Genomic DNA, 19654 nt, shown 5'->3' with positions numbered 1-19654 from the left:
CGGACACATCCTCGACCGCTACCTCGCCTCCAGTAATCGGCCCACCGAAGGCGGGGAGAAGCCGCACGTCAACCTGCACATCAGCCTGCGTGACCTCACCGACCTGCGCGGCACGGCAGCGGGCGCAGGCGCAGGCTCCAGTGACAGTGACAGTGGCAGTGGCAGTGGCGATGGCCGTAATGGCCCCACCGCGGATCGTGGCGCGTATCGGGATTTGTTCGGTGACGGCACCACCGTCGGGTGGCTGCCGTGGATGGGACCGCTCACCCGCGAGACGTCCCGCCAACTGGCCTGCGACTGTCTTCTCACCGCCATCGTCATGGACGAGAACGGCTCCCCGATCAACCTCGCCCGCACCGCCCGCACCGTCACCGCCAAACAGAAACGCGCCCTCACCGCCCGCGATCACGGTTGCGCGTTCCCTGGCTGCGGAAAACCCGCCGCCTGGACCGAAGGCCACCACATCTGGCACTGGACCGATGGTGGACCCACCGACATGAACAACCTGGTTTTGCTCTGCGGATTCCACCACCGACTCATCCACCACAGTGACTGGGAGGTGTTCATCGCCGCAGACAACCACCCCTGGTTCGTCCCACCCGCCACCGTCGACCCGTACCGACAACCCCGACAATCCCACGCCAGAGCCGGGCCCCACATCGCGTAAGCCCATACAAACAATCCAGCCCCGCACCGAGAACACGGTGCGGGGCTGGAAGAGATTGTCCGACAGATTGATTCGAGTGAGTCGAGTGAGTCGAGTGAGTCGAGTGAGTCGAGTGAGTCGAGTGAGTCGAGTATGCCGTCACCGCAGTGATGCAACACAACTTCGAGCACTGTTCAGGCTACGGCCGCCATGTCATCGGAACACAGGCTGCTAGATCGACCGTCGACTTCCGGCGGTGTGCCCGAGTCGCGTGGAGTCGAGACCATCTTCTCCCGCTGCGCTCAATTGACCGACGACGTGCCGGTGTCGACCTTCGCGACAGCCTCGTCGATCATCGGCACATATCGCTCGAGTGCCCAGGGCACAGTCAGCGGATTGATGATGGACGACCCTGTGACGAACGACTGATCCGTCGGCGCCACGACCGACCCACGGGACACGGCCGGGATCTGCTTGTATGCAGGCTGATTCTCGGTGTCGGTGCGGTTCTGCGGGTCCGAGTAGAACGTGAAGATCAAGTCGGAATCGTTCAGCAGATTCGCATTCTCCAACCCGATCACCGACGAGTCGGTGCCCTCGGTCTCGTCGAGCGTGTTCACTACCGGATCGACCTGCAACCCGAGACCGCGGACCATCGCGACGCGCTGCTCGTCGGCGAGAAACACGCCGAGTGTGCCGGGACCGGTGTTGTAGATGTACGAAAAGCTCACGTCCGCATACTCGGGGTGCTGGGCGGCGGCGTCCGCGAAGCGGCTCTCGATCTTGTCGATCTCCTCCGCAGCCTTCTCCTGTTCACCCATGGCCTTGCCGATCACGGTGATCTGGTCTTCCCAGGTCGTTGTCCACGGCTGCTCCTCGTACGCGACCACCGGGGCGAAGGCACTGAGCTTGTCGAACTGATCCTGCGTGATGCCGGACCACGGTGCCAGGATCAGATCCGGTTCGAGCGCCGCGACGGCCTCGATGTTCAATTCGGTACCGCCGGTGAACTGTTGGGGAAGTTCGGCACCCAACTCCGTCACGGCGTCGTGCACCCACGGCAGATAGCCGGTGTCGTCGGCACCCCACGAATACTCCTCGACACCGACCGGGACGGTGCCCAACGCGATCGCCGTCTCGGCCGAACCCTGCCCGAGAGTCACGATGCGCTCCGGCTTCTCGGTGATGACCGCCTGCCCCAAAGCCGAATCGATCGTCACGGACGCGAAGTCACCGCCGTCGGCGTTCTGCGTCTCGGCGGTGTCGCTGCTGCCACATGCGCCGACCACAAGGACCGACACGGCGAGCGCGGACAGCGCGGAGAACCGTCGAACAGACCGCCGACCGGCCGTTGGAGCAGAAAACATGGTTACCTCTCAATAAGCAAAGGGACGTTAAAGTTAGACTAGGCTAACCTCTTATTGAGATTCAAATGCGCTGCACAACACGCATTCGCTACGGTGGGACACATGAGCCTTCCTCGTCCCGCACCCGATCGGACTGCCGTCGTGACCGGAGCGTCTTCCGGCATCGGGGCCGCCATCGCTCGCCAACTCGCCTCCCGAGGCCACGGCGTCACCCTCGTCGCCCGGCGTGCCGACAAGCTCGAAGAGTTGGCACAGGAGATCCGAGCACGGGGAGTCCGAGCCGAAGTGCTCGCCGCAGACCTCTCCGACCGCACTGCTCGCGCCGAACTGCTCGGACGCATCACCGATCTCGGCCTGATCCCAGACATTCTGATCAACAACGCTGGACTCTCCACCCTCGGACCCGTCGCAGAATCGGATCCGGATGCGGAAATGAACATGATCGAGGTCGACGTGGTCGCCGTCGCAGACCTCTGCACCCGATTCCTCCCCGGCATGACCGAACGCCGACGCGGCGCGCTGCTCAACGTCGCCTCGACCGCCGCGTTCCAGCCTCTACCCGGGCAAGCCGGATACGGCGCATGCAAGGCGTTCGTTCTCTCCTACACCCAGTCTCTGACCGGCGAATTGCGCGGAACGGGAGTGACCGCCACCGCGCTGTGCCCCGGACCGGTGCAGACCGGATTCGGTGAGGCCGCGGGCTTTGCGAAAGACGATGCAGAGAAGGCACTTCCGTCGATCATGTGGGTGTCGGCAGAAACGGTGGCCAAGACTGCCGTCGACGACATGACCAAGGGACGCATGGTCTCGATCCCTGGGCCGGCCAACCGCATCGGATCGATCTTCGCTCAGATCACTCCGCGAACCCTGTTGGTGCCCATGCTCACTCGTATCCATCCCGGCCTGAAGAACGGTGCATCGTCATGAAGCGCGAACTCGTGGTCTCCGACAGCATCGTCGTGAACGCCGACGCCGACACTCTCTACGCTGCAATCAGCGACCCCACCAAGATGGGGCAGTGGAGCCCCGAAAATACCGGCGCAACGGTCCACGAACCTCGCGAGAGTGCTTACGTGGGAATGGTGTTCGACGGAACCAACAAGCGCGGCCGGGCGAAGTGGATCACTCGCTGTACCGTCACGGCGGCGGACCCAGGCAAGACCTTCGAGTTCCGCGTCCACGCGATCGGCAAGAGCACTCCGAAGATCAAGGGCGCGAACGCAACCTGGCGATACGACTTCGAGCAGGTCGCGGACGGCACAAAAGTCACCGAAACCTGGACCGACGACCGAACGAAATGGCCCGACGCCCTGGCCCTCGTGTTCGACAAGATCGTCACCAGCGGCAAGACGTTCCCGCAGTTCCAGCGTCGAAACATCCGTAAGACGCTGGAGAACCTGCAGAAGCGTTACGCCTGACGGCTAGGCCTGCCGGGTGTACAGGCCGAGAACGTACGAGGCCTGCCCGGCATGCTGCAGGTCGTCGGACACCACGGACACCAGCCGTGCACCCAGCGTGACGGGCGGATCCCAGTTCTCGTCGACGATCCGGTCCAGATCGTCGGTCGAGATACTGCTCACGTACGCAACGGTTTTCGAGTGCACGGCGTCGTGGTACTCACGCAGCAACTCGGCGCTCGAGGTGACCTGAGCGACGTCCGAGGACGATTGTCCGTAGCCGATGTCGGACTTGTCGAACGGTAGTCCGAAACGCTCGAACCACGAGTCCGACGTCCAGACCTGTTCGCTCCCGGCCACACCCGCGATGTGGTCGTCCTGCACCCGCGTCAGGTGCCACAGCAACCACGCGATGCTGTTCGCGTCGGCGTCGGGTCGATACGTCAACGCGGCAGTGGGGATTTCGTCCAGCACCGAGTGGACGAGTTCCTTGATCCGGCCGAACGCGTCGGTGAGCAGGTCGTTGTGATTCATAAAGATCCATCTCTTCTCTGACAGCACTGATGACCACTCATGCATACCCCGATGAGGCCGCAGGGAACATCGGAGCGGTCCGAGCGCGTTGGAACAGATATGAATGCTCCAGCAATTGTGTACACCCGCACCGGCGATTCGTCCGTCCTCGAGCTGAAGGATCGCGAGGTGACCGAGCCCGCCGCATGCGAAGTCCGCGTCCGCATCGTGGTCTCGGGCGTCAATCCGACGGACTGGAAGAATCGGACCGGCTCCGGCCCGGGTGAGAAGCTGGCATTCGACGAGGTGGTACCGAACCAGGACGGTGCCGGAGTGGTCGACGCGGTCGGCCCCGACGTCGATGGCGTCTCCGTCGGAGATCGTGTTTGGGTGTACCTGGCCCAGCACCAGCGTCCCACTGGAACAGCACAGTCTTTCGCAATCCTGCCCGCCTCCCGGGTGGTACCTCTGCCCGACGGCGTCGGATTCGACGTGGGCGCAAGCCTCGGGGTGCCCGCGATGACGGCACACCGCGCACTCACGGTGTCCGAGGACGGACCCGCGCGGCTGCACCCGGGCGCACTGGAAGGCAAGTCGGTACTCGTCGCCGGTGGTGCCGGTGCCGTCGGCCATGCCGCAATCCAATTGGCCCGCTGGGCAGGCGCGACCGTAGTGACGACGGTCAGCGGACCGGAGAAGGGCGCACTGGCGACCGCCGCGGGCGCGCATCACGTGGTGAACTACAAGACCGGCGACGCCGCCGCCGAAATTCGTGAATCGGTGCCTGCCGGAGTAGATCTCGTCGTCGAGGTTGCTCCCGCACAGAACGCCGCACTCAACGCTGCCGTGGGAGCGAACCGCGCATCGGTGGCCGTCTACGCCAACAACGGCGGAGACACAGTGACCCTCGACGTCCGGCCGAACATGGTGCTCAACACGCGTTACCAGTTCGTCCTGCTCTACACCGTGGGCGACGAGGCATTGCGTAACGCCGAGGCGGACGTCAGCGCCGCGGCGGCCGCAGGCGTGTTGGAGGTGGGTGAGGCCACCGGTCTACCACTGCACCGCTTCCCGCTGAGCGGGACCGCTGCCGCGCACGACGCCGTCGAGAACGGAACCGTCGGCAAGGTGCTGATCGACGTCTCCAGCGAGTAACTCAGGTGATGACCGGCAACGTGGACCATGGAAAGTTGATCCACTTGTCGGTCTCTCGCCACCAATAATCGGGCTGCACAATGGTTCTCGGCTTGGTGTAGATCACGGCCGACCGCACGTCGGGCGTATGCGCCTTCAGTAGATCGATCACCAGAGCCAGGGTGCGGCCGGAATCGGCGACGTCGTCGACCACGAGCAACTTCTTGCCGACGATCGCATCGGTGTCCAGAAGTGGTTCCAAGACAACGGGATCGGGCAGAGTCTCCTCGATGTCGGAGTAGAACTCGACATTGAGGGTGCCCGCAGCCTTGACGCCCATCGCGTAGGCGATCGCGCCCGCGGGAATGAGTCCGCCGCGGGCGATCGCGATGACGATGTCCGGAACGAACCCGTCGTCGACGATCTTCTCGGTCAGATCGCGTGAGGCATCTCCGAACGTCGCCCACGTCAGTACTTCACGTTCCTGTTCGGTCATGACACACCACTCTACTCAGACCCCCTTTTGCCGAAACAGCAACTTTGTTTGCGTCCGTGGCCGCGAGCGGGCAGTCTCGAAGCATGGCCGACCACACACATGCTCACACTCCTCCCGCCGACGGGACCCACGCAGAACCGGATTTCGAGAACGGTGCCTTCGACGAAGCGTTCTGGGACGACCTCTACAACCAGCGGACCGCCATCTGGAGCGGAAATCCCAATGCCGTGTTGGTACAGGAAGCGTCCGAGCTGACTCCGGGCCGCGCCCTGGACATCGGCTGCGGAGAAGGTGCCGACTCCCTGTGGCTGGCCGGTGAAGGCTGGCACGTGACCGGCGTCGACATCTCCGATGTTGCCCTCGGCCGCGCTCGCGCAGCACAACAGGCGCTCGAGCCGCGGACACTCGCAGTGAACTGGCAACAGGAAGACGTTCTGGACTGGACTCCCCCGGCCGCGGCGTTCGATCTGGTGTCGGTGCACTTCCTGCAGGTGCCACCGGACGAACTCGAACTGACCACCCGCAGGTTCGCCGCAGCGGTCGCACCGAAAGGGCGTCTGCTGATCGTCGGGCACAGTCCCAGCGACAGCCATGCCTCGCAGCATCCGGCCAAGCACCGACTGTTCGCACCGGAACCGGTCGTCGCAGCGGCAGGCGACGGATTCGAGGTGATCCACGCCGAACACCGCACCCGTACGACGCCGGACGGCGACGAGCGAATCGACACGGTGGTGGTGCTGCAACGCCGGTAAACTCGAGCGGTGTTCTCGCTGTCGACGTATCGAATTCCCCTGGCCGTCACGTTCGTCGTCGCGTTGATCGTTCTCTTCACCCCCGCGTCGGGGGTGCCTTCCGGATTCCAGCACAGCGACAAGATCATTCACTTCACGCTGTTCGCGGCCCTCGCCTACACCTCCCGTCTGGCCGGAATCGGCTGGGCGAGGACCGCTCTGTGGGTACTGGCGTTCGCGGCGCTCTCGGAGTTTCTGCAGGCGATCCTGCCCCTGGGACGCTCGGGATCGGTCGCCGACGCTCTCGCCGACTCTGCCGGAGTTGTGGTGGGCCTGGTCGCGGCGAACTGGGTTCTACCGCAGCGCGTCAAGAAAGCCCCGGACCTGCACTAGACTGAGTCCGCACCGGGTTTCCCCGGCCAGCGCGCGCACTCAGGAAGGAACGCCATCACCTCGTCTTCTGCCCCGCACGATATCTACCTCGTTCCACCGGAGCACGAGACAAATGATGCCGTCACCCGAGAATCTGCAGCGTCCGCAGCACGCCTGAGCGAACGATCCGACGTGGTCAGCCACGACGGCCGCTACGCACTGACGATCACCTCCACCACCCCACATCAGGCGATGGTCGAGGATCTACTGTTCGTCCGCGCCGTCCTCGACGCCGCACGAATCAAATACCTGCTCGTTCGCGGCAACGACGAACGACCCGTCATCGCCATCGAACTGGCTGCCCGGGACGCGCTCACCACAGCGCTGGTGCACGCCTGCCGCGCCGAGCCGTTCTACTCCAAGACCGTCGACGCCCGAGGGAAAGCCGTGCTGGTTGCCGACGGCACACTCTCGCCGTCCGCGAACGCGCGGATCGTGCGCCTCTACCGGCCGCGCGTCGAGCCGTTCAGCGGGTTGTACTACGGCGCGTCGACGGCCGTGCAGATCGAGCTGTGGTCTTTCTCCCCGTCCGAGATCGTGCTGCCGATCGAGAACTCCTTGACCCGCCGCAACATTCGGCCCGACGAGGCCGTCCGCGGCACCGTCGAACGCTTCGGTAGAACGTGGCCGACCATCGAGAACATGTTTGCCGACCATGCGTCGGACATCAATTTCGACATCGACATCGTGTTCTCCTGGGTCGACGGCTCGTCCGCAGAGTTCCAGGCTCAGCGTGCGCGGCGGATGGCGAACTACGTCGTCGGTGAGGGTGACGATTCAGCGGCCCGCTACCGACAGATCGACGAGCTGAAGTACGCCCTCCGGTCGGTCCACCTGTACGCACCGTGGATCCGGCGCATCTTCGTGGCCACCGACTCGCCGAGGCCGGCGTGGCTCGCCGACCATCCCAAGGTGACATTCGTGCCGAGCGAGGCGTTCTTCGTGGACACCTCGGTTCTGCCGACACACAACTCGCAGGCCGTCGAGAGCCAGCTGCACCACATCCCCGGCTTGTCCGAGCACTTCCTGTACTCGAACGACGACATGTTCTTCGGTCGTCCGGTCAGCCCGTCGATGTTCTTCTCCCCCGGCGGAATCAGCATGTTCATCGAGGCGACGACGCGAATCGGGTTGGGCTACAGCGACGCCGATCGCAGCGGCTTCGAGAACGCAGCGCGGGTGAACCGTCGAATCCTGCAGGACCGATTCGGAATGACCACCACCCGACATCTGGAACACGCAGCAACTCCGTTGCGCCGCAGCGTGATGCAGGAAATGGAGAACGAGTTCCCGGACGAGTTCGCCTCCACCGCGGCAAGCGCATTTCGCGCGAGTACCAACATCTCGGTCACGAACTCGCTGTATCACTACTACGCATTGATGAGCGGACGCGCGGTGGTCCAGAAAGATGCGAAGGTTCGATACATCGACACCACGTCGGTAGCGGGCCTCGACTTGATGGAGAAGCTGCTCCCCAAGCGATCTGTCGACTTCTTCTGCCTCAACGACGGCAGCTTCCCCGAAGTCGACCTGGATCTGCGCACCCGCACCGTGACGCAGTTCCTGGACAAGTACTTCCCTATCGTCGCGCCCTGGGAACGCGAACAGCGCTAGGCGTCGCTGAACGTCTTCCGCCGTGCGCTGTCTGCGATGGTGACTCCCGCCGCATCGAGCCTGCGTGCCGTCTCTTCCGCCGAGACCGGTTCTCCCACAGTGTCGTACGAGCCCGTCGGCACCACCGAGTGCACGACGGTGTCTTCGTAGACGTGGACCAGGTTGTAACCCTGGGCACCGTCGCGACCGCGCAATCCGCCTGCGGGCACGTTCAGATCCTGGGTGTAGCACGTGGCCGACGCCACCGAGACGGGAATACCCGCGAACGTGGCCGTCGTCGAATAGTGCAGGTGCCCAGCAAGAATGGAGCGCACATCGGTACCGCGCAGCACGTCGGCCAGGCGCGACTGATCGATCAGCTCGACCAGCACTGCGAGATCGAGCACGGTCGGCACCGGCGGATGATGCATCGCCAGGATCGTCCCGAACTCGGCGGGCGTGGCGAGTGTGTCGGCGAGCCAGGCCAATTGCTCGTCGCCGAGCTCACCGTGATGGCGGCCGGGAACCGTCGTGTCGAGCGTGACGACGCGCAGGCCGTCGACGTCGTGGACGCGATCGATGGACTGCACGGTCGGTTCGGCGTCGAGCAGCTTCTGGCGAAACGTCGCACGGTCGTCGTGATTGCCCATCGCCCAGACGATCTGCGCACCGAGCTCCTCGGCCACCGGCTCGACCAACGCCCGCAGCTTCTCGTAGGCGCCGGCCTCACCCTTGTCGGTCAGGTCTCCCGTGAATACCAACGCGTCGGGTCGCACACCCGAGTTGCGTACGTCGGTCATCACCTGTTCGAGCCGCAACTCACTGTCCACGCCGCCGTACAACCGACCGCCACCGTCGACGAGATGCGTGTCGCTGACGTGCAACAAGCAGTGATGGGGGCGTGGGTACTCGGCCATCCGAGACTTCATCGAACTCTCGCTCACGATCGGACCTACCGTTTCACGTTCGCCCGGCCGGGCGAACGCCACTGCTGCAAGCCAAGCATACGAGCGTTCACTGAGAAAAAGCTGGTCGGATCTTCGCGGTGAACACCGCGGAAACTTTGAGCGTGTGACAGGTTGAGAGCATGACGAAACCGAAGTGGACTTCACTGCTCGCGGCCGCGGCATTGACCGTGGGCACGATGGTCGGTATCAGCGCGGCCCCGGCCGCTGCGCAGGGCCTGCCTACCGTGGTTCTCGTGCACGGAGCCTTCGCCGACAGCACCAGCTGGGACGGCGTCGCAGCGAACCTGCGCGGCCGCGGCTACCCGGTGGTGACCGCAGAGAACTCGCTGCGCGGGCCCGCGATCGACGCGGCCTCCGTGACCGATGTTGTCGAGAGCATCGACGGCCCGGTGGTCCTGGTGGGCCATTCGTACGGCGGCACGGTGATCAGCAACGTGCACGCCGACAATGTGGAGGCGCTGGTCTACGTCGCCGCATTCATGCCCGTCGAAGGTGAACCCGTCGCGCTCGAACTCGATCCGTTCCGATTCCCCGTGACGGCCCTGGTTCCGCCGGTGATCGGCCTGTCGATCGTCGACGACTCGTCCAACCTGATCGGCAAGAACGTCGACTCGTACATCACCCCCGCGCTGTTCCGCCCGTTCTTCGCGCCCGACGTGAGCGAGGAGCAGGCTGCGCGCATGGTCGCTCACCAGAAGACCATCGCCGCCGGTGCACTGCTCGAGCCGAGCGGCCCACCGTCGTGGGCGGATACCCCGTCCTGGGCGTTGATCCCCCAGCAGGATCAGATCATCCCGACCTCGGCGGAGCGCTTCATGGCGCAACGGGCCGGGGCGACGGTGACCGAGGTACCGGGCTCGCACGCGATCCTGGTCTCCAACCCCGCAGCCGTGGCCGACCTTGTGGTCCAGGCCGATTCGGGCAGCTGACGTCTCTGGACACGACTCGGGCCCGGTCACCTTTTCGAAGGTGGCCGGGCCCGAGTCGTGTCTTTCCGAGGAGCGTCAGATCCCGATGAGATCGTGATCGGAGACCTTCGACGCCAGGATGCGCAGGTGCTCATCGGCACCACCGAGAGTGTGCTCGATGGCCACGAGCCGACTGGTGTAGTGCCCGACCGGATACTCGGCGGTGACGCCGATGCCGCCGTGCAACTGAATCGCCTCTTGGCCGAGCTTGCGCCCGGACCGCGAGATCTGCAGCTTCGCCCGCGACGCGATCGTCGTGTCCACGTTGCCGTCGGACAGTGACATCGTGGCGTAGAGGCTCATGCTGCGGGCGAGCTCGAGCAGCACGTACATGTCCGCAGCGCGGAAGGTGAGCGCCTGGAACTTGGCCAGCGGAACCCCGAACTGCTTGCGCGCCTTGAGGTAATCGGTGGTCAGGCGGAGCGCTTCTTCCATCGCACCGATTGCCTCCGCACACAGCGCGGCCTGCGCCCGCACCTCGGCACCGGTGATCGCGGCAGCTGCGTTCTCGGCGGTGCCGAGCGGCTCGGCCGCGACGTCCACGAATTCGATCTGTGCGGCGCGCTGACCGTCGTGCGTGGCGTAGGACTTGCGCGTGAGACCCGTCGCGTCGGCGTCGACGACGAACAGTCCGGTTCCTCCGGCGGGAAGCACGGCACTGACGACGATCACGTCGGCGCTACCGCCGTGCGGTACCGGATTCTTGACACCGTTGATCGACCACGACCCACCGTCTTCGGTCGCAGTGGTGGCGACCTCGATGTTGGGCCAGCGGCTGCCGGATTCGTTGTGCGCGAACGCCAGCATCGACGATCCCTCGGCCACCGGCGGCAGGAGGCGCGAGCGCTGCTCGGCGCTGCCGAGCTCGGAGATCAACCCGCCCGGAACGAGGACGGCATCGAGGATCGGCTCGGGTGCGAGGCGTCGTCCGACCTCGGTCATCACCGCCATGATCTCCACGGGACCGGCGTCCATGCCGCCGTCTTCCTCGCTGAACGTCAGACCCAGCAGACCGACCTCGGCCAGCTGCTTCCAGACGTCGGTGCTCCAACCCAGCTCACCGGCAACGATCTTGTTGCGCTTCTCGGTGTCGTAGGCCCGCGTGAGGACCTCACGAGTGGTGTCGCGCAGCAGCTTCTGCTCTTCGTTGAGTTCGAAATCCATGTCTTCAGATGCTCCCTTACAGTCCGAGAATCGCCGAGGCGATGATGGTGCGCTGAACCTCGTTCGAGCCGCCGTAGATCGACACCTTGCGGTAGTTGAGATACCCCGGTACCGAGCGCTGCGCCCAGCCTTCGCTCTCGATGTCCTCGCCCGCCTCGTAGGGCAGCGAGTCCGGGCCGGCGACGTCCATCAGCAATTCGGTTGTGGCTTGCTGCAATTCCGATCCCCGCAGCTTGAGAATGGACGAGGCCGGATTCGGCTTGCCGTCGTCCGAGCTGGACACCAGGCGCAGCTGAGTCAGCTCCAGGGCGAGAAGTTCGTTCTCGACCTCGGCCATCTTGGCCGCGAACAGTGGGTCCTCGAGCAGCGTGCCGCTGCCGACCTTGGTCTGCGCGGCGTGCTTCTTCGCCTGTCCCAGATGCACTTTGGTGTGTCCGGCGCGGGCGACGCCGGTGCGCTCGTTACCCAGCAGGAACTTGGCGTAGCTCCAACCCTGGTTCTCCTCGCCGACGAGGTTCTCGGCCGGAACGCGGACGTTGTCGAAGAAGACCTCGTTGACCTCGACGCTGCCGTCGATCAACTTGATGGGCCGCATCTCGATGCCGGGGGTGTTCAGATCGATGAGCAGGAAGGAGATTCCGGCCTGCTTCTTCGGCGCGTCCGGGTTGGTCCGCACGAGCGCGAAGATCCAGTCGGCGTACTGGCCGAGCGTCGTCCACGTCTTCTGCCCGTTGACGATGTAGTCGTCACCGTCTCGAATAGCGGTGGTGCGCAGCGACGCCAGGTCCGATCCGGCCTCGGGCTCGGAGAAGCCCTGGCACCACCAGATGTCGAGGTTCGCCGTCTTCGGCAGGAACTTCTCCTTGAGCTCCTGAGAGCCGAACGTCGCGATGACCGGGCCGACCATCGAGGCGTTGAAGGCCAGGGGCTCGGGCACCGACGCCAGCTGCATTTCGTCGAGCCAGATGTGGCGCTGCACAGCGGTCCAGTCGCGGCCACCGAACTCGGCGGGCCAATGCGGCACCGCCAAGCCGTTCTCGTTGAGGATTCGCATGGTCGTGACCACCTCGTCCTTGCTCAACTCCTGACCGGTCGCGCTCTTCTCGCGAATCTCGGCGGGGACCTTCGTGGTGAAGAACGTCCGCATCTCGTCACGGAACGCGGCCTCTTCTTCTGTCAGGGCAAGATTCATCGACAATCCTCCAAGCTCGTTCACGTATCTTCGTATCGACCGTACTCCCTGGTAACTCTGGGATATTCTCCGCTCACTATGACTTTTCTGGCACTGGTTCGGCACGGTGAAACGAACTGGAATCTGCACGGGCGTCTGCAGGGCTCGTCGGACATTCCGCTCAACGACACCGGCCGTGCTCAGGCCCGCGAGGCCGGCTACGAACTCGAGTACCGCCAGTGGGACCACCTGGTCAGTTCACCGTTGATCCGAGCAGCCGAAACCGCCGACATCATCGGTGCACACCTCGGCCTGACACGCACCGCCGAGTTCCCCGATCTGGCCGAACGACACTTCGGCGAGGCCGAAGGATTCACCGACTGGGATGCGTATTCGCACTGGCCGAACGGCATGTACCCAGGCTTGGAGCCCCGCTCCGACCTGATCGTGCGAGGCGTGCGAGCCGTCGACGACATCGCCTCTCGCTACCCGGACTCGGCGGTGATCGCCGTGGCGCACGGCGGTGTCATCCGAGCGATCTTCGACGCGATCCGACGTCGGCACTCTCCGCGAATTCTGAACGCGGGTGTCTCCACCCTCGAGCACGACGGTTCTCGCTGGACCGTTCGCACCATCAACGGTGTTGCGGTCTGACAGGATTTTCGTTCATGGAGATCGAACGTCGCATCACCGAACTCGGTTTCACGTTGCCCGGGGAACCGACCGCTCCGCCCGGTTTCGAGTTCTCGTTCGAGTGGGTGCGGGTACGGGGCAACCGAGTGTTCGCCTCGGGGCATTCTCCCTTGGCCCCGGACGGCACCCTGGCGGGCCCGTTCGGTGCAGTCCCGTCGCACGTGAGTCTCGACGCGGCCACCGATGCCGCGCGCGACACCGCATTGGCTCTCCTCGGTAGCGTCGCACGCGCCGTCGGCGATCTCGATCGAATCAGCGCGTGGCTCACCGTCACCGGTTCGGTCAATGCCGATCACGGCTTCACCCAGACCACAACGGTCGTCAACGGCTTCTCCGACCTGGTGCTGGCGATCTTCGGTCCCGAAATCGGTGCGCACGCACGCACTGCACTCGGGGTGGCCGCACTACCGATGAACAACACCGTGGTGGTGTCAGCGGAATTGGAGATCGACGGGTAGGTTTCGATGCACTCGTAGTTACGGTGAAAGCAGGCGCGGATGGTGCGCAGATCTACTCTTGCTCTGGTCGCGATTCTGATCGCCATACTGGGGTTGTCCGGATGCAGCTCGTCCTCGCAGTCGTTGCTGGACCGCGTCCGCGACGACGGGGTGCTGGTGGTCGGCACAGAAGGCACCTACAGCCCGTTCAGCTATCAGGGCGCGGACGGGCAGCTCACCGGGTACGACATCGACGTGATCAACGCCGTCGGTGCGGAACTGGGGGTACGCGTCGACTTCGTGCAGACGCCGTTCGATTCGATATTCGCCGGCCTGCAATCCCAGCGATTCGACCTCATCGCCAACCAGGTCTCGATCACCCCGGCCCGGCAATCGGCATACGACCTGTCCACGCCCTACACGGTGTCGGAAGGTCAGATCCTCACCGCTGCAGACGACTCCACTATTTCGACTCTCGCCGACCTGGCAGGCAAGACCACCGCCCAATCCTCGACGAGCAATTGGGCCGAGGTCGCTGCGAACGCAGGTGCCAACGTCGAAGCCGTCGAGGGATTCGTCCAGGCGGTCACCCTCGTCAAGGACGGCCGCGTCGACGCCACCGTCAACGACTCCCTCGCGATCGCCGAATACCTACAGCAGACCGGCGATACCGGTGTGAAGATTGCCGGCGAGACCGGGGACACGACACTGCAATCCTTCGTGGCCCGCAAGAACAGCGGCCTGATGGACGAGGTCGATACGGCCGTCGACACGCTGCGTGAGAACGGCACCATCGCCGAGATCTCGAAAAAGTATTTCGGTAGCGACGTCGCCGCACCGACGGCAGACACCGTGGTTCCGGTGAGCGACGACGCCGCGTCGACGGCACCGTCCAAAACTCAGTTGGTCCTCGACAACTTGTGGCCGATGCTCAAAGCCACTGTCACGATGACCATTCCGCTGACCGCAATCAGTTTTGTGGTCGGACTCGTCATTGCCCTTGCAGTCGCGTTGGCCCGCATCTCGTCGCTCGAGCCGCTCGCTGCGGTCGCCCGGTTCTACGTCTCGATCATTCGCGGCACTCCCCTACTGCTGCAGTTGTTCATCATTTTCTACGGGCTACCGCAGTTCGGGATCGTGATCTCACCGTTCCCGGCTGCCGTGGTCGCGTTCTCCTTGAACGTCGGCGGTTATGCCGCCGAGGTCATCCGTGCGGCGATACTGAGCGTGCCCAAGGGCCAATGGGAGGCCGCGCAGACCATCGGCATGGGATACCGAACCACGCTGCAGCGCATCGTACTTCCGCAAGCGCTACGGACCGCGGTGCCACCGTTGTCGAACACGCTGATCTCGTTGGTCAAGGACACCTCGCTCGCGTCGACCATCCTGGTGACCGAGCTACTGCGCGTAGCGCAACTCGCGGCGGCACCGACCTTCGACTTCTTCACCCTCTACTCCGTTGCAGCGCTCTACTACTGGCTGATCTGCATCGTTCTCTCGTTCTTCCAAGGCAAGCTCGAAGTCCGACTCGACAGGTACGTGGCCAAATGACAGACCTGCTGGAAGTATCCGCTCTGAAGAAGTCGTTCGGGCCACTCGAGGTGCTGAAGGACATCTCGTTCACCGTGCCGCCCGGCACCGTCACCGTCATCATCGGGCCGTCCGGATCCGGCAAGACCACGGTCCTCCGCACGTTGAACGCTCTCGACCGAGCCGATGCGGGGATCATCCGAATCGGCGATGTGTCGGTGGATTTCGCCGAACCCGTCGGCGCGGCTCAACTCCGACACTTCCGGGCTCAGAGCGGCATGGTGTTCCAGAGCCACAATCTGTTTCCGCACAAGACGGTGTTGCAGAACATCATCGAGGGACCGGTGATCGTGCAGAAGCGGGCCAAGGACGACGCCGTCCGCGACGCTCACGCAATCCTCGACCAGATCGGCCTCGACGCCAAGTCCGATCAATACCCGTTCCAGCTCTCCGGCGGCCAGCAACAGCGCGTCGGAATTGCTCGCGCCCTCGCCCTGCACCCCAAACTGATGCTGTTCGACGAGCCCACCTCGGCCCTCGATCCCGAACTCGTGGGCGAAGTACTGGCCGTCATCAAAAACCTTGCCGCCGAGGGCTGGACGATGGTGATCGTCACCCACGAAATCCGCTTCGCCCAGCAAGTCGCCGATCAGGTGCTGTTCATCGAGAACGGCGTCGTCCTCGAACGCGGCACGCCGGAGCAGGTGCTCGTGAACCCGACCGAGCCCCGCACCCGACAGTTCCTGCAGCGGATATTGGCCTAGCGGCCAGTGGCGTGGTCAAGTGCCGCCTGGGGCACTTAACCAATCCACTGCGTCAGCACTTTGTCCAGGGTGATCGGAAGGTCGCGGACTCGGACGCCGGTCGCGTTGTAGACCGCGTTCCCGATGGCCGCCGAGGAACCGACCGCGCCGATCTCACCGATTCCCTTGCCGCCCATCGGCGCGAGTTCCGTATCGACCTCGTCGATCCACACGGCCTCGAGATCGGTGACGTCCGCACACGCCGGGATGTGATACTCGGCGAGATCGTGGTTGGCGAACCCGCCGAACTCGTGATCGACGATGCCACTTTCCATCAGCGCCATCCCGAGCCCGAACGTCATGCCGCCGATGAGCTGCGACCGAGCCAGCCGCGGATTCATCACGGCGCCGATGCCGAACACCCCGAGCATCCGACGCACCCGTACCTCACCGGTGTCGATATCCACGGCAACCTCGGCGAACTGAGCGCCGAAAGCCATGCGCGCCAGCTCCTTCTGCCCCTCCACGTCATCGGTCGTATCGGCCTCGGCCGAGTTGCCCGGCTCGTAGGAACCCTGGGATTTCAGCGCGTGACACACCTTGGTGACGGCCCAGCCCCACGACGAGGTGCCCGAGGAGCCGCCGGCTCCAGGTGCTTTCGGCAGTGCGCTGTCGCCGAGTTCGAGTGTGACGGTATCCGCGTCGACGTCGAGAGCATCGGCGGCAATCTGTCGCAGCACGGTCCGCGCGCCGGTACCGATGTCCGACGCGGCGACGGACACCGTGATCGTGCCGTCCTGCTCCACCCGCGCCGCCGCGGTACTGGGCGAAATCAGCACCGGGTAACTCGCCGTCGCGACGCCCATACCGACGAGGGTGTTGCCTTCTCTGCGCTGTCCCGGCGTCGAGACCCGACGGTCCCACCCGAACTTCTCGGCTCCCTCGCGTAGGCACTGCACCACGCTGCGTGAGCTGAACGGGTTGCCACTCGCTGGGTCGACGTCGGGCTCGTTCGCGATGCGCAGTTCGATCGGATCGATTCCGGTCGCCTCGGCCAGTTCGTCGATCGCCGTTTCGACGGCGAACATGCCGGGCGCTTCGCCGGGTGCCCGCATCCACCGCGGAGTTCCGACGTCCAGCTGTGCGAGTCGGTGGGTGGTGCGTCGGTTCGGAGCCGCGTAGATGTGCCGGGTCGATTCCGAGGTCTGCTCACAGAACTCGAAGATCGTGCTGGTCTGCTGGAACGAATCGTGTGCGATCGCCTGCAGAGTTCCGGTCGAATCAGCGCCCAGACGAACGTGATTGAGCGTCGGGGTGCGATAGCCGACGACATCGAACAGGGCCTGCCTCGGCAGGACCAGCTTCACTGTCTTACCGGTGGCCCGTGCAGCCATCGCCGCGAGGATCGCATTGGGCCGAGTACTGCCCTTGGCTCCGAATCCGCCGCCGACGTTCTCCGCGATCACGCGAACGTTCTCGGGCTCGAGACCGAACGCCGTGGCGAGGTCACCCTGAACACCGGACGGTGCCTGCGTCGAATCCCACAGCGTCAGAACGCCGTCGGACCACTGCGCCGTGGTGGCATGCGGCTCCATCGGACTGTTGTGCATCGGAGACGTCGAGTACCAGCTGTCGATCACGTGCTCGGCCGTCTCCAACGCAGCATCCGGATCGCCGACCGTGACGTCCGTGGGGAAGCCCGCGTTCACCGATTCGGGCGCGTACAGGGAGCTGTGCTCTGCGGTCAGAGTGTTGTCGGGTGAGCGCACGTCGCCGTACCGCACCTGCACCTGGGCAGCGGCGGCCCGCGCGGCTTGGAGCGTCTCGGCCACGACGACGGCCACGATCTGGCCGCGGTATGCGACGGTGTTCGATTGCAGCACAAGCAGTTCTGCATCCTCGACCTCGCCGAGCTTCTCGGCGTTGCCGTGCCACAGGACGGCGTGCACCGAGGAGTCGGCACCGAGTTCGACGTGTTCGACCGTCCCGGCGGGAACTGTTGCGGGCACGTACCAGGCATACAACTGCCCGACGGCCGGCGGCTGTTCCGCGGCGTAGCGCGCCCTACCGGTGACCTTGGCGACGGACTCGGTACGCCGAATCGACTGTCCGATCGAGGCCGTCATGATCGGTCTCCCATTTCTTTCGTAGCGCTCGATTCCACGAGTTCGACCAGAGTGCGGGCAACCAGATTGATCACCAGCGGAATCTTGAACGCGTTGTCGCGTAACGGCTCTGCTGAATCGAGCTCGAGCGCCATGGCCCGCCGGAACGACGCCTCCTCGGCGGCCGTGCCCAACAGTGCGTGTTCGGCAGTGTGTGCTCGCCACGGCTTGTGCGCGACGCCGCCCAGCGCGATCGACACTCCGCGCACGATTCCATCCTCGACGTCGAGAACAGCGGCAACGGAGGCGACCGCGAACGCGTAGGACTGCCGATCCCGCACCTTGCGGTAGGTGGAGACGGCGGTGTCGGCCGGCTTCGGAATCTCTATCGCCGTGACGATCTCGTCCCGAGCCACCGTGTTGTCACGCTGGGGCTCGTCCCCCGGGAGCCGGAAGAAGTCGTCGATCGCGAGAAGACGTTCGCCGTCGACTCCGCGAACGACGATGCGCGCATCGAGTGCCGACAGCGCAACCGCCATATCCGAGGGGTGCGTCGCCACGCAGGCCTGCGAAGCCCCGAGAATGGCCAAGTTTCGGTGTTCACCCGTGCGCGCAGGGCAGCCCGAGCCTGGTTCGCGCTTGTTGCACGGCTTCGAAGAGTCCATGAAGTAGACACAACGAGTGCGCTGGAACAGGTTTCCGCCGGTGGTCGCCATGTTGCGTAGTTGACCCGACGCACCGGAGAGCACTGCCCGCGAGAGCACGGGGTAGCGCTGGCGCACCACCGGATGCACGGCGAGGTCGCTGTTGGTCACGGCCGCACCGATACGCAGGGAACCGTCGGCGGTCACCTCGATGTCGTGCAACGGCAATCGCGTCACATCGATCAGAGTCGACGGGCTCGAAACCCCGAGCTTCATCAGATCGACGAGGTTGGTTCCTCCGCCGAGCAGCATCGCGTGCTCGTCCCGGGCGAGGCGGGCCACTGCGTCGTCGACCGCGGTAGCGGCGTCGTACTCGAAGGTCTTCACGATGCGTCCTGCACGGCCGGAACGATGTTGGCGTACGCACCGCAGCGACAGAGGTTGCCACTCATACGTTCTCGCACTTCACCCGAATCGAGTTCGACGTCGGTGGCCTCGAGGTCCTCGGTGACGGCACTGGGCCAACCCTGCTTGGCCTCTTCGATCACCGCGACCGCCGAGCAGATCTGCCCGGACGTGCAGTACCCGCACTGGAACGCGTCACGATCGACGAAGGCCTGTTGCACCGGGTGCAGCGTGTCGCCGTCGGACAACCCCTCGACCGTGGTGATCTCGCGATCCTGCTGCGCGACAGCGAACGTCAGGCAGCTATTGATCCGACGACCCTCGACCAGAACGGTGCAGGCACCGCACTGCCCGTGATCGCACCCCTTCTTGGCCCCGATGAGATCGAGGTTCTCTCGTAATGCGTCGAGCAGGGTGGTTCGGGTGTCGCAGTCGATCTCGCGATCGGTGCCGTTGACACGCAGAGTGACGTGGGTCATGCGCGGCTGGATACCCGCGGCCTCGGCCACCAAACGCT

Annotated in this window: 21 protein-coding genes; 12 read left to right on the top strand and 9 right to left on the bottom strand. The window is 64.6% G+C overall.

Going from position 1 to position 19654, the window contains the following annotated elements:
• Positions 1-667, top strand: a 667-nt coding sequence (locus tag CH294_RS17025) for an HNH endonuclease signature motif containing protein (RefSeq protein WP_141216516.1), incomplete at its 5' end; no start/stop codon positions are given.
• 281 nt (positions 668-948) lie between these two features.
• Here CH294_RS17025 and CH294_RS17020 read toward each other — a convergent pair.
• Positions 949-2013 (bottom strand): iron-siderophore ABC transporter substrate-binding protein, encoded by a 1065-nt coding sequence (locus CH294_RS17020; protein WP_094738600.1) that lies wholly within the window; start codon positions 2011-2013, stop codon positions 949-951.
• Positions 2014-2115: 102 nt separating this feature from the next.
• Between CH294_RS17020 and CH294_RS17015 the strand changes: the two genes are divergently transcribed.
• On the top strand, positions 2116-2940 hold the full coding sequence (locus tag CH294_RS17015; protein ID WP_094617078.1) for an SDR family oxidoreductase: 825 nt from the start codon (positions 2116-2118) through the stop codon (positions 2938-2940).
• A complete protein-coding gene (locus CH294_RS17010) occupies positions 2937-3431 on the top strand; it encodes an SRPBCC family protein (protein ID WP_037177732.1) in 495 nt (164 codons plus the stop codon). Before CH294_RS17015 ends, CH294_RS17010 begins: the two co-directional genes overlap by 4 nt.
• Before the next feature lie 3 nt (positions 3432-3434).
• Here CH294_RS17010 and CH294_RS17005 read toward each other — a convergent pair whose 3' ends face one another.
• Positions 3435-3944: a DinB family protein gene (locus CH294_RS17005; RefSeq protein WP_037153308.1), complete on the bottom strand. Its 510-nt coding sequence runs from the start codon at positions 3942-3944 to the stop codon at positions 3435-3437.
• Between the two features lie 99 nt (positions 3945-4043).
• Between CH294_RS17005 and CH294_RS17000 the strand changes: the two genes are divergently transcribed.
• Positions 4044-5078, top strand: coding sequence for an NADPH:quinone reductase (locus CH294_RS17000; protein ID WP_094738599.1), 1035 nt, complete (start codon positions 4044-4046; stop codon positions 5076-5078).
• A 1-nt stretch (position 5079) separates the two neighbouring features.
• Here CH294_RS17000 and CH294_RS16995 read toward each other — a convergent pair whose 3' ends face one another.
• A complete protein-coding gene (locus CH294_RS16995; RefSeq protein WP_032403847.1) occupies positions 5080-5553 on the bottom strand; it encodes a phosphoribosyltransferase in 474 nt (157 codons plus the stop codon).
• An 83-nt stretch (positions 5554-5636) separates the two neighbouring features.
• Between CH294_RS16995 and CH294_RS16990 the strand changes: the two genes are divergently transcribed.
• From CH294_RS16990 to CH294_RS16980, 3 genes are all read left to right on the top strand, one after another.
• The gene (locus tag CH294_RS16990; RefSeq protein ID WP_094738598.1) at positions 5637-6305 is read left to right on the top strand and encodes a class I SAM-dependent methyltransferase; all 669 of its coding nucleotides are present in this window, start codon (positions 5637-5639) and stop codon (positions 6303-6305) included.
• Positions 6306-6314: 9 nt separating this feature from the next.
• Positions 6315-6677: a VanZ family protein gene (locus CH294_RS16985; protein WP_037153314.1), complete on the top strand. Its 363-nt coding sequence runs from the start codon at positions 6315-6317 to the stop codon at positions 6675-6677.
• A gap of 153 nt (positions 6678-6830) precedes the next feature.
• Entirely contained in the window at positions 6831-8330 is a 1500-nt protein-coding gene (locus CH294_RS16980; protein ID WP_170944765.1) for a stealth family protein, read from the top strand.
• Here the strand turns inward: CH294_RS16980 and CH294_RS16975 are convergent.
• Positions 8327-9238, bottom strand: coding sequence for a phosphodiesterase (locus tag CH294_RS16975; RefSeq protein ID WP_094738612.1), 912 nt, complete (start codon positions 9236-9238; stop codon positions 8327-8329). The two genes, CH294_RS16980 and CH294_RS16975, sit on opposite strands and share 4 nt — an antisense overlap.
• Positions 9239-9396: 158 nt before the next feature.
• Between CH294_RS16975 and CH294_RS16970 the strand changes: the two genes are divergently transcribed.
• Positions 9397-10206, top strand: a complete 810-nt coding sequence (locus CH294_RS16970; protein WP_094738597.1) for an alpha/beta hydrolase — start codon at positions 9397-9399, stop codon at positions 10204-10206.
• Positions 10207-10281: 75 nt separating this feature from the next.
• On the opposite strand, the gene CH294_RS16965 is transcribed toward CH294_RS16970, so the two are convergent.
• Both CH294_RS16965 and CH294_RS16960 read right to left on the bottom strand, forming a co-directional pair.
• Positions 10282-11409, bottom strand: a complete 1128-nt coding sequence (locus CH294_RS16965) for an acyl-CoA dehydrogenase family protein (protein WP_032403844.1) — start codon at positions 11407-11409, stop codon at positions 10282-10284.
• A 16-nt stretch (positions 11410-11425) separates the two neighbouring features.
• Complete coding sequence (locus tag CH294_RS16960; protein ID WP_094609740.1) at positions 11426-12601, bottom strand: acyl-CoA dehydrogenase family protein; 1176 nt, start codon at positions 12599-12601, stop codon at positions 11426-11428.
• Positions 12602-12679: 78 nt separating this feature from the next.
• Between CH294_RS16960 and CH294_RS16955 the strand changes: the two genes are divergently transcribed.
• The 4 genes from CH294_RS16955 to CH294_RS16940 are packed head-to-tail and all read left to right on the top strand — an operon-like array spanning position 12680 to position 16004.
• Positions 12680-13234, top strand: a complete 555-nt coding sequence (locus CH294_RS16955; protein WP_094609700.1) for a histidine phosphatase family protein — start codon at positions 12680-12682, stop codon at positions 13232-13234.
• Between the two features lie 14 nt (positions 13235-13248).
• A complete protein-coding gene (locus tag CH294_RS16950) occupies positions 13249-13731 on the top strand; it encodes a RidA family protein (RefSeq protein ID WP_032403841.1) in 483 nt (160 codons plus the stop codon).
• Between the two features lie 39 nt (positions 13732-13770).
• Positions 13771-15261, top strand: coding sequence for an ABC transporter permease subunit (locus CH294_RS16945; protein WP_080730752.1), 1491 nt, complete (start codon positions 13771-13773; stop codon positions 15259-15261).
• The gene (locus tag CH294_RS16940) at positions 15258-16004 is read left to right on the top strand and encodes an amino acid ABC transporter ATP-binding protein (RefSeq protein ID WP_094738596.1); all 747 of its coding nucleotides are present in this window, start codon (positions 15258-15260) and stop codon (positions 16002-16004) included. The genes CH294_RS16945 and CH294_RS16940 overlap by 4 nt, the downstream gene beginning before the upstream one ends.
• Before the next feature lie 35 nt (positions 16005-16039).
• Here the strand turns inward: CH294_RS16940 and CH294_RS16935 are convergent, their stop codons facing one another.
• From CH294_RS16935 to CH294_RS16925, 3 genes are read right to left on the bottom strand one after another with little or no spacing between them, the layout of a single operon-like run.
• Positions 16040-18109, bottom strand: coding sequence for a xanthine dehydrogenase family protein molybdopterin-binding subunit (locus CH294_RS16935; protein ID WP_170944763.1), 2070 nt, complete (start codon positions 18107-18109; stop codon positions 16040-16042).
• Complete coding sequence (locus CH294_RS16930) at positions 18106-19119, bottom strand: xanthine dehydrogenase family protein subunit M (protein WP_094738610.1); 1014 nt, start codon at positions 19117-19119, stop codon at positions 18106-18108. Before CH294_RS16930 ends, CH294_RS16935 begins: the two co-directional genes overlap by 4 nt.
• A complete protein-coding gene (locus CH294_RS16925) occupies positions 19116-19616 on the bottom strand; it encodes a 2Fe-2S iron-sulfur cluster-binding protein (RefSeq protein ID WP_037153784.1) in 501 nt (166 codons plus the stop codon). Before CH294_RS16925 ends, CH294_RS16930 begins: the two co-directional genes overlap by 4 nt.
• Between the last annotated feature and the right edge of the window lie 38 nt (positions 19617-19654).

This window comes from Rhodococcus sp. 14-2483-1-1 (genome assembly GCF_002259335.1).
Lineage (GTDB): Bacteria > Actinomycetota > Actinomycetes > Mycobacteriales > Mycobacteriaceae > Rhodococcoides.
Note: the sequence above shows the minus strand (reverse complement) of the source record. Positions and strands in the feature narration are given on the sequence as shown.

Bases quoted from the DNA above. Each gene is read 5' to 3' on its own strand.
- CH294_RS17020 (WP_094738600.1), bottom strand. From the start codon at position 2,013: ATGTTTTCTGCTCCAACGGCCGGTCGGCGGTCTGTTCGACGGTTCTCC.
- CH294_RS17015 (WP_094617078.1), top strand. From the start codon at position 2,116: ATGAGCCTTCCTCGTCCCGCACCCGATCGGACTGCCGTCGTGACCGGA.
- CH294_RS17010 (WP_037177732.1), top strand. From the start codon at position 2,937: ATGAAGCGCGAACTCGTGGTCTCCGACAGCATCGTCGTGAACGCCGAC.
- CH294_RS17005 (WP_037153308.1), bottom strand. From the start codon at position 3,944: ATGAATCACAACGACCTGCTCACCGACGCGTTCGGCCGGATCAAGGAA.
- CH294_RS17000 (WP_094738599.1), top strand. From the start codon at position 4,044: ATGAATGCTCCAGCAATTGTGTACACCCGCACCGGCGATTCGTCCGTC.
- CH294_RS16995 (WP_032403847.1), bottom strand. From the start codon at position 5,553: ATGACCGAACAGGAACGTGAAGTACTGACGTGGGCGACGTTCGGAGAT.
- CH294_RS16990 (WP_094738598.1), top strand. From the start codon at position 5,637: ATGGCCGACCACACACATGCTCACACTCCTCCCGCCGACGGGACCCAC.
- CH294_RS16975 (WP_094738612.1), bottom strand. From the start codon at position 9,238: ATGAAGTCTCGGATGGCCGAGTACCCACGCCCCCATCACTGCTTGTTG.
- CH294_RS16970 (WP_094738597.1), top strand. From the start codon at position 9,397: ATGACGAAACCGAAGTGGACTTCACTGCTCGCGGCCGCGGCATTGACC.
- CH294_RS16965 (WP_032403844.1), bottom strand. From the start codon at position 11,409: ATGGATTTCGAACTCAACGAAGAGCAGAAGCTGCTGCGCGACACCACT.
- CH294_RS16960 (WP_094609740.1), bottom strand. From the start codon at position 12,601: ATGAATCTTGCCCTGACAGAAGAAGAGGCCGCGTTCCGTGACGAGATG.
- CH294_RS16955 (WP_094609700.1), top strand. From the start codon at position 12,680: ATGACTTTTCTGGCACTGGTTCGGCACGGTGAAACGAACTGGAATCTG.
- CH294_RS16950 (WP_032403841.1), top strand. From the start codon at position 13,249: ATGGAGATCGAACGTCGCATCACCGAACTCGGTTTCACGTTGCCCGGG.
- CH294_RS16945 (WP_080730752.1), top strand. From the start codon at position 13,771: ATGGTGCGCAGATCTACTCTTGCTCTGGTCGCGATTCTGATCGCCATA.
- CH294_RS16940 (WP_094738596.1), top strand. From the start codon at position 15,258: ATGACAGACCTGCTGGAAGTATCCGCTCTGAAGAAGTCGTTCGGGCCA.
- CH294_RS16935 (WP_170944763.1), bottom strand. From the start codon at position 18,109: ATGACGGCCTCGATCGGACAGTCGATTCGGCGTACCGAGTCCGTCGCC.
- CH294_RS16925 (WP_037153784.1), bottom strand. From the start codon at position 19,616: ATGACCCACGTCACTCTGCGTGTCAACGGCACCGATCGCGAGATCGAC.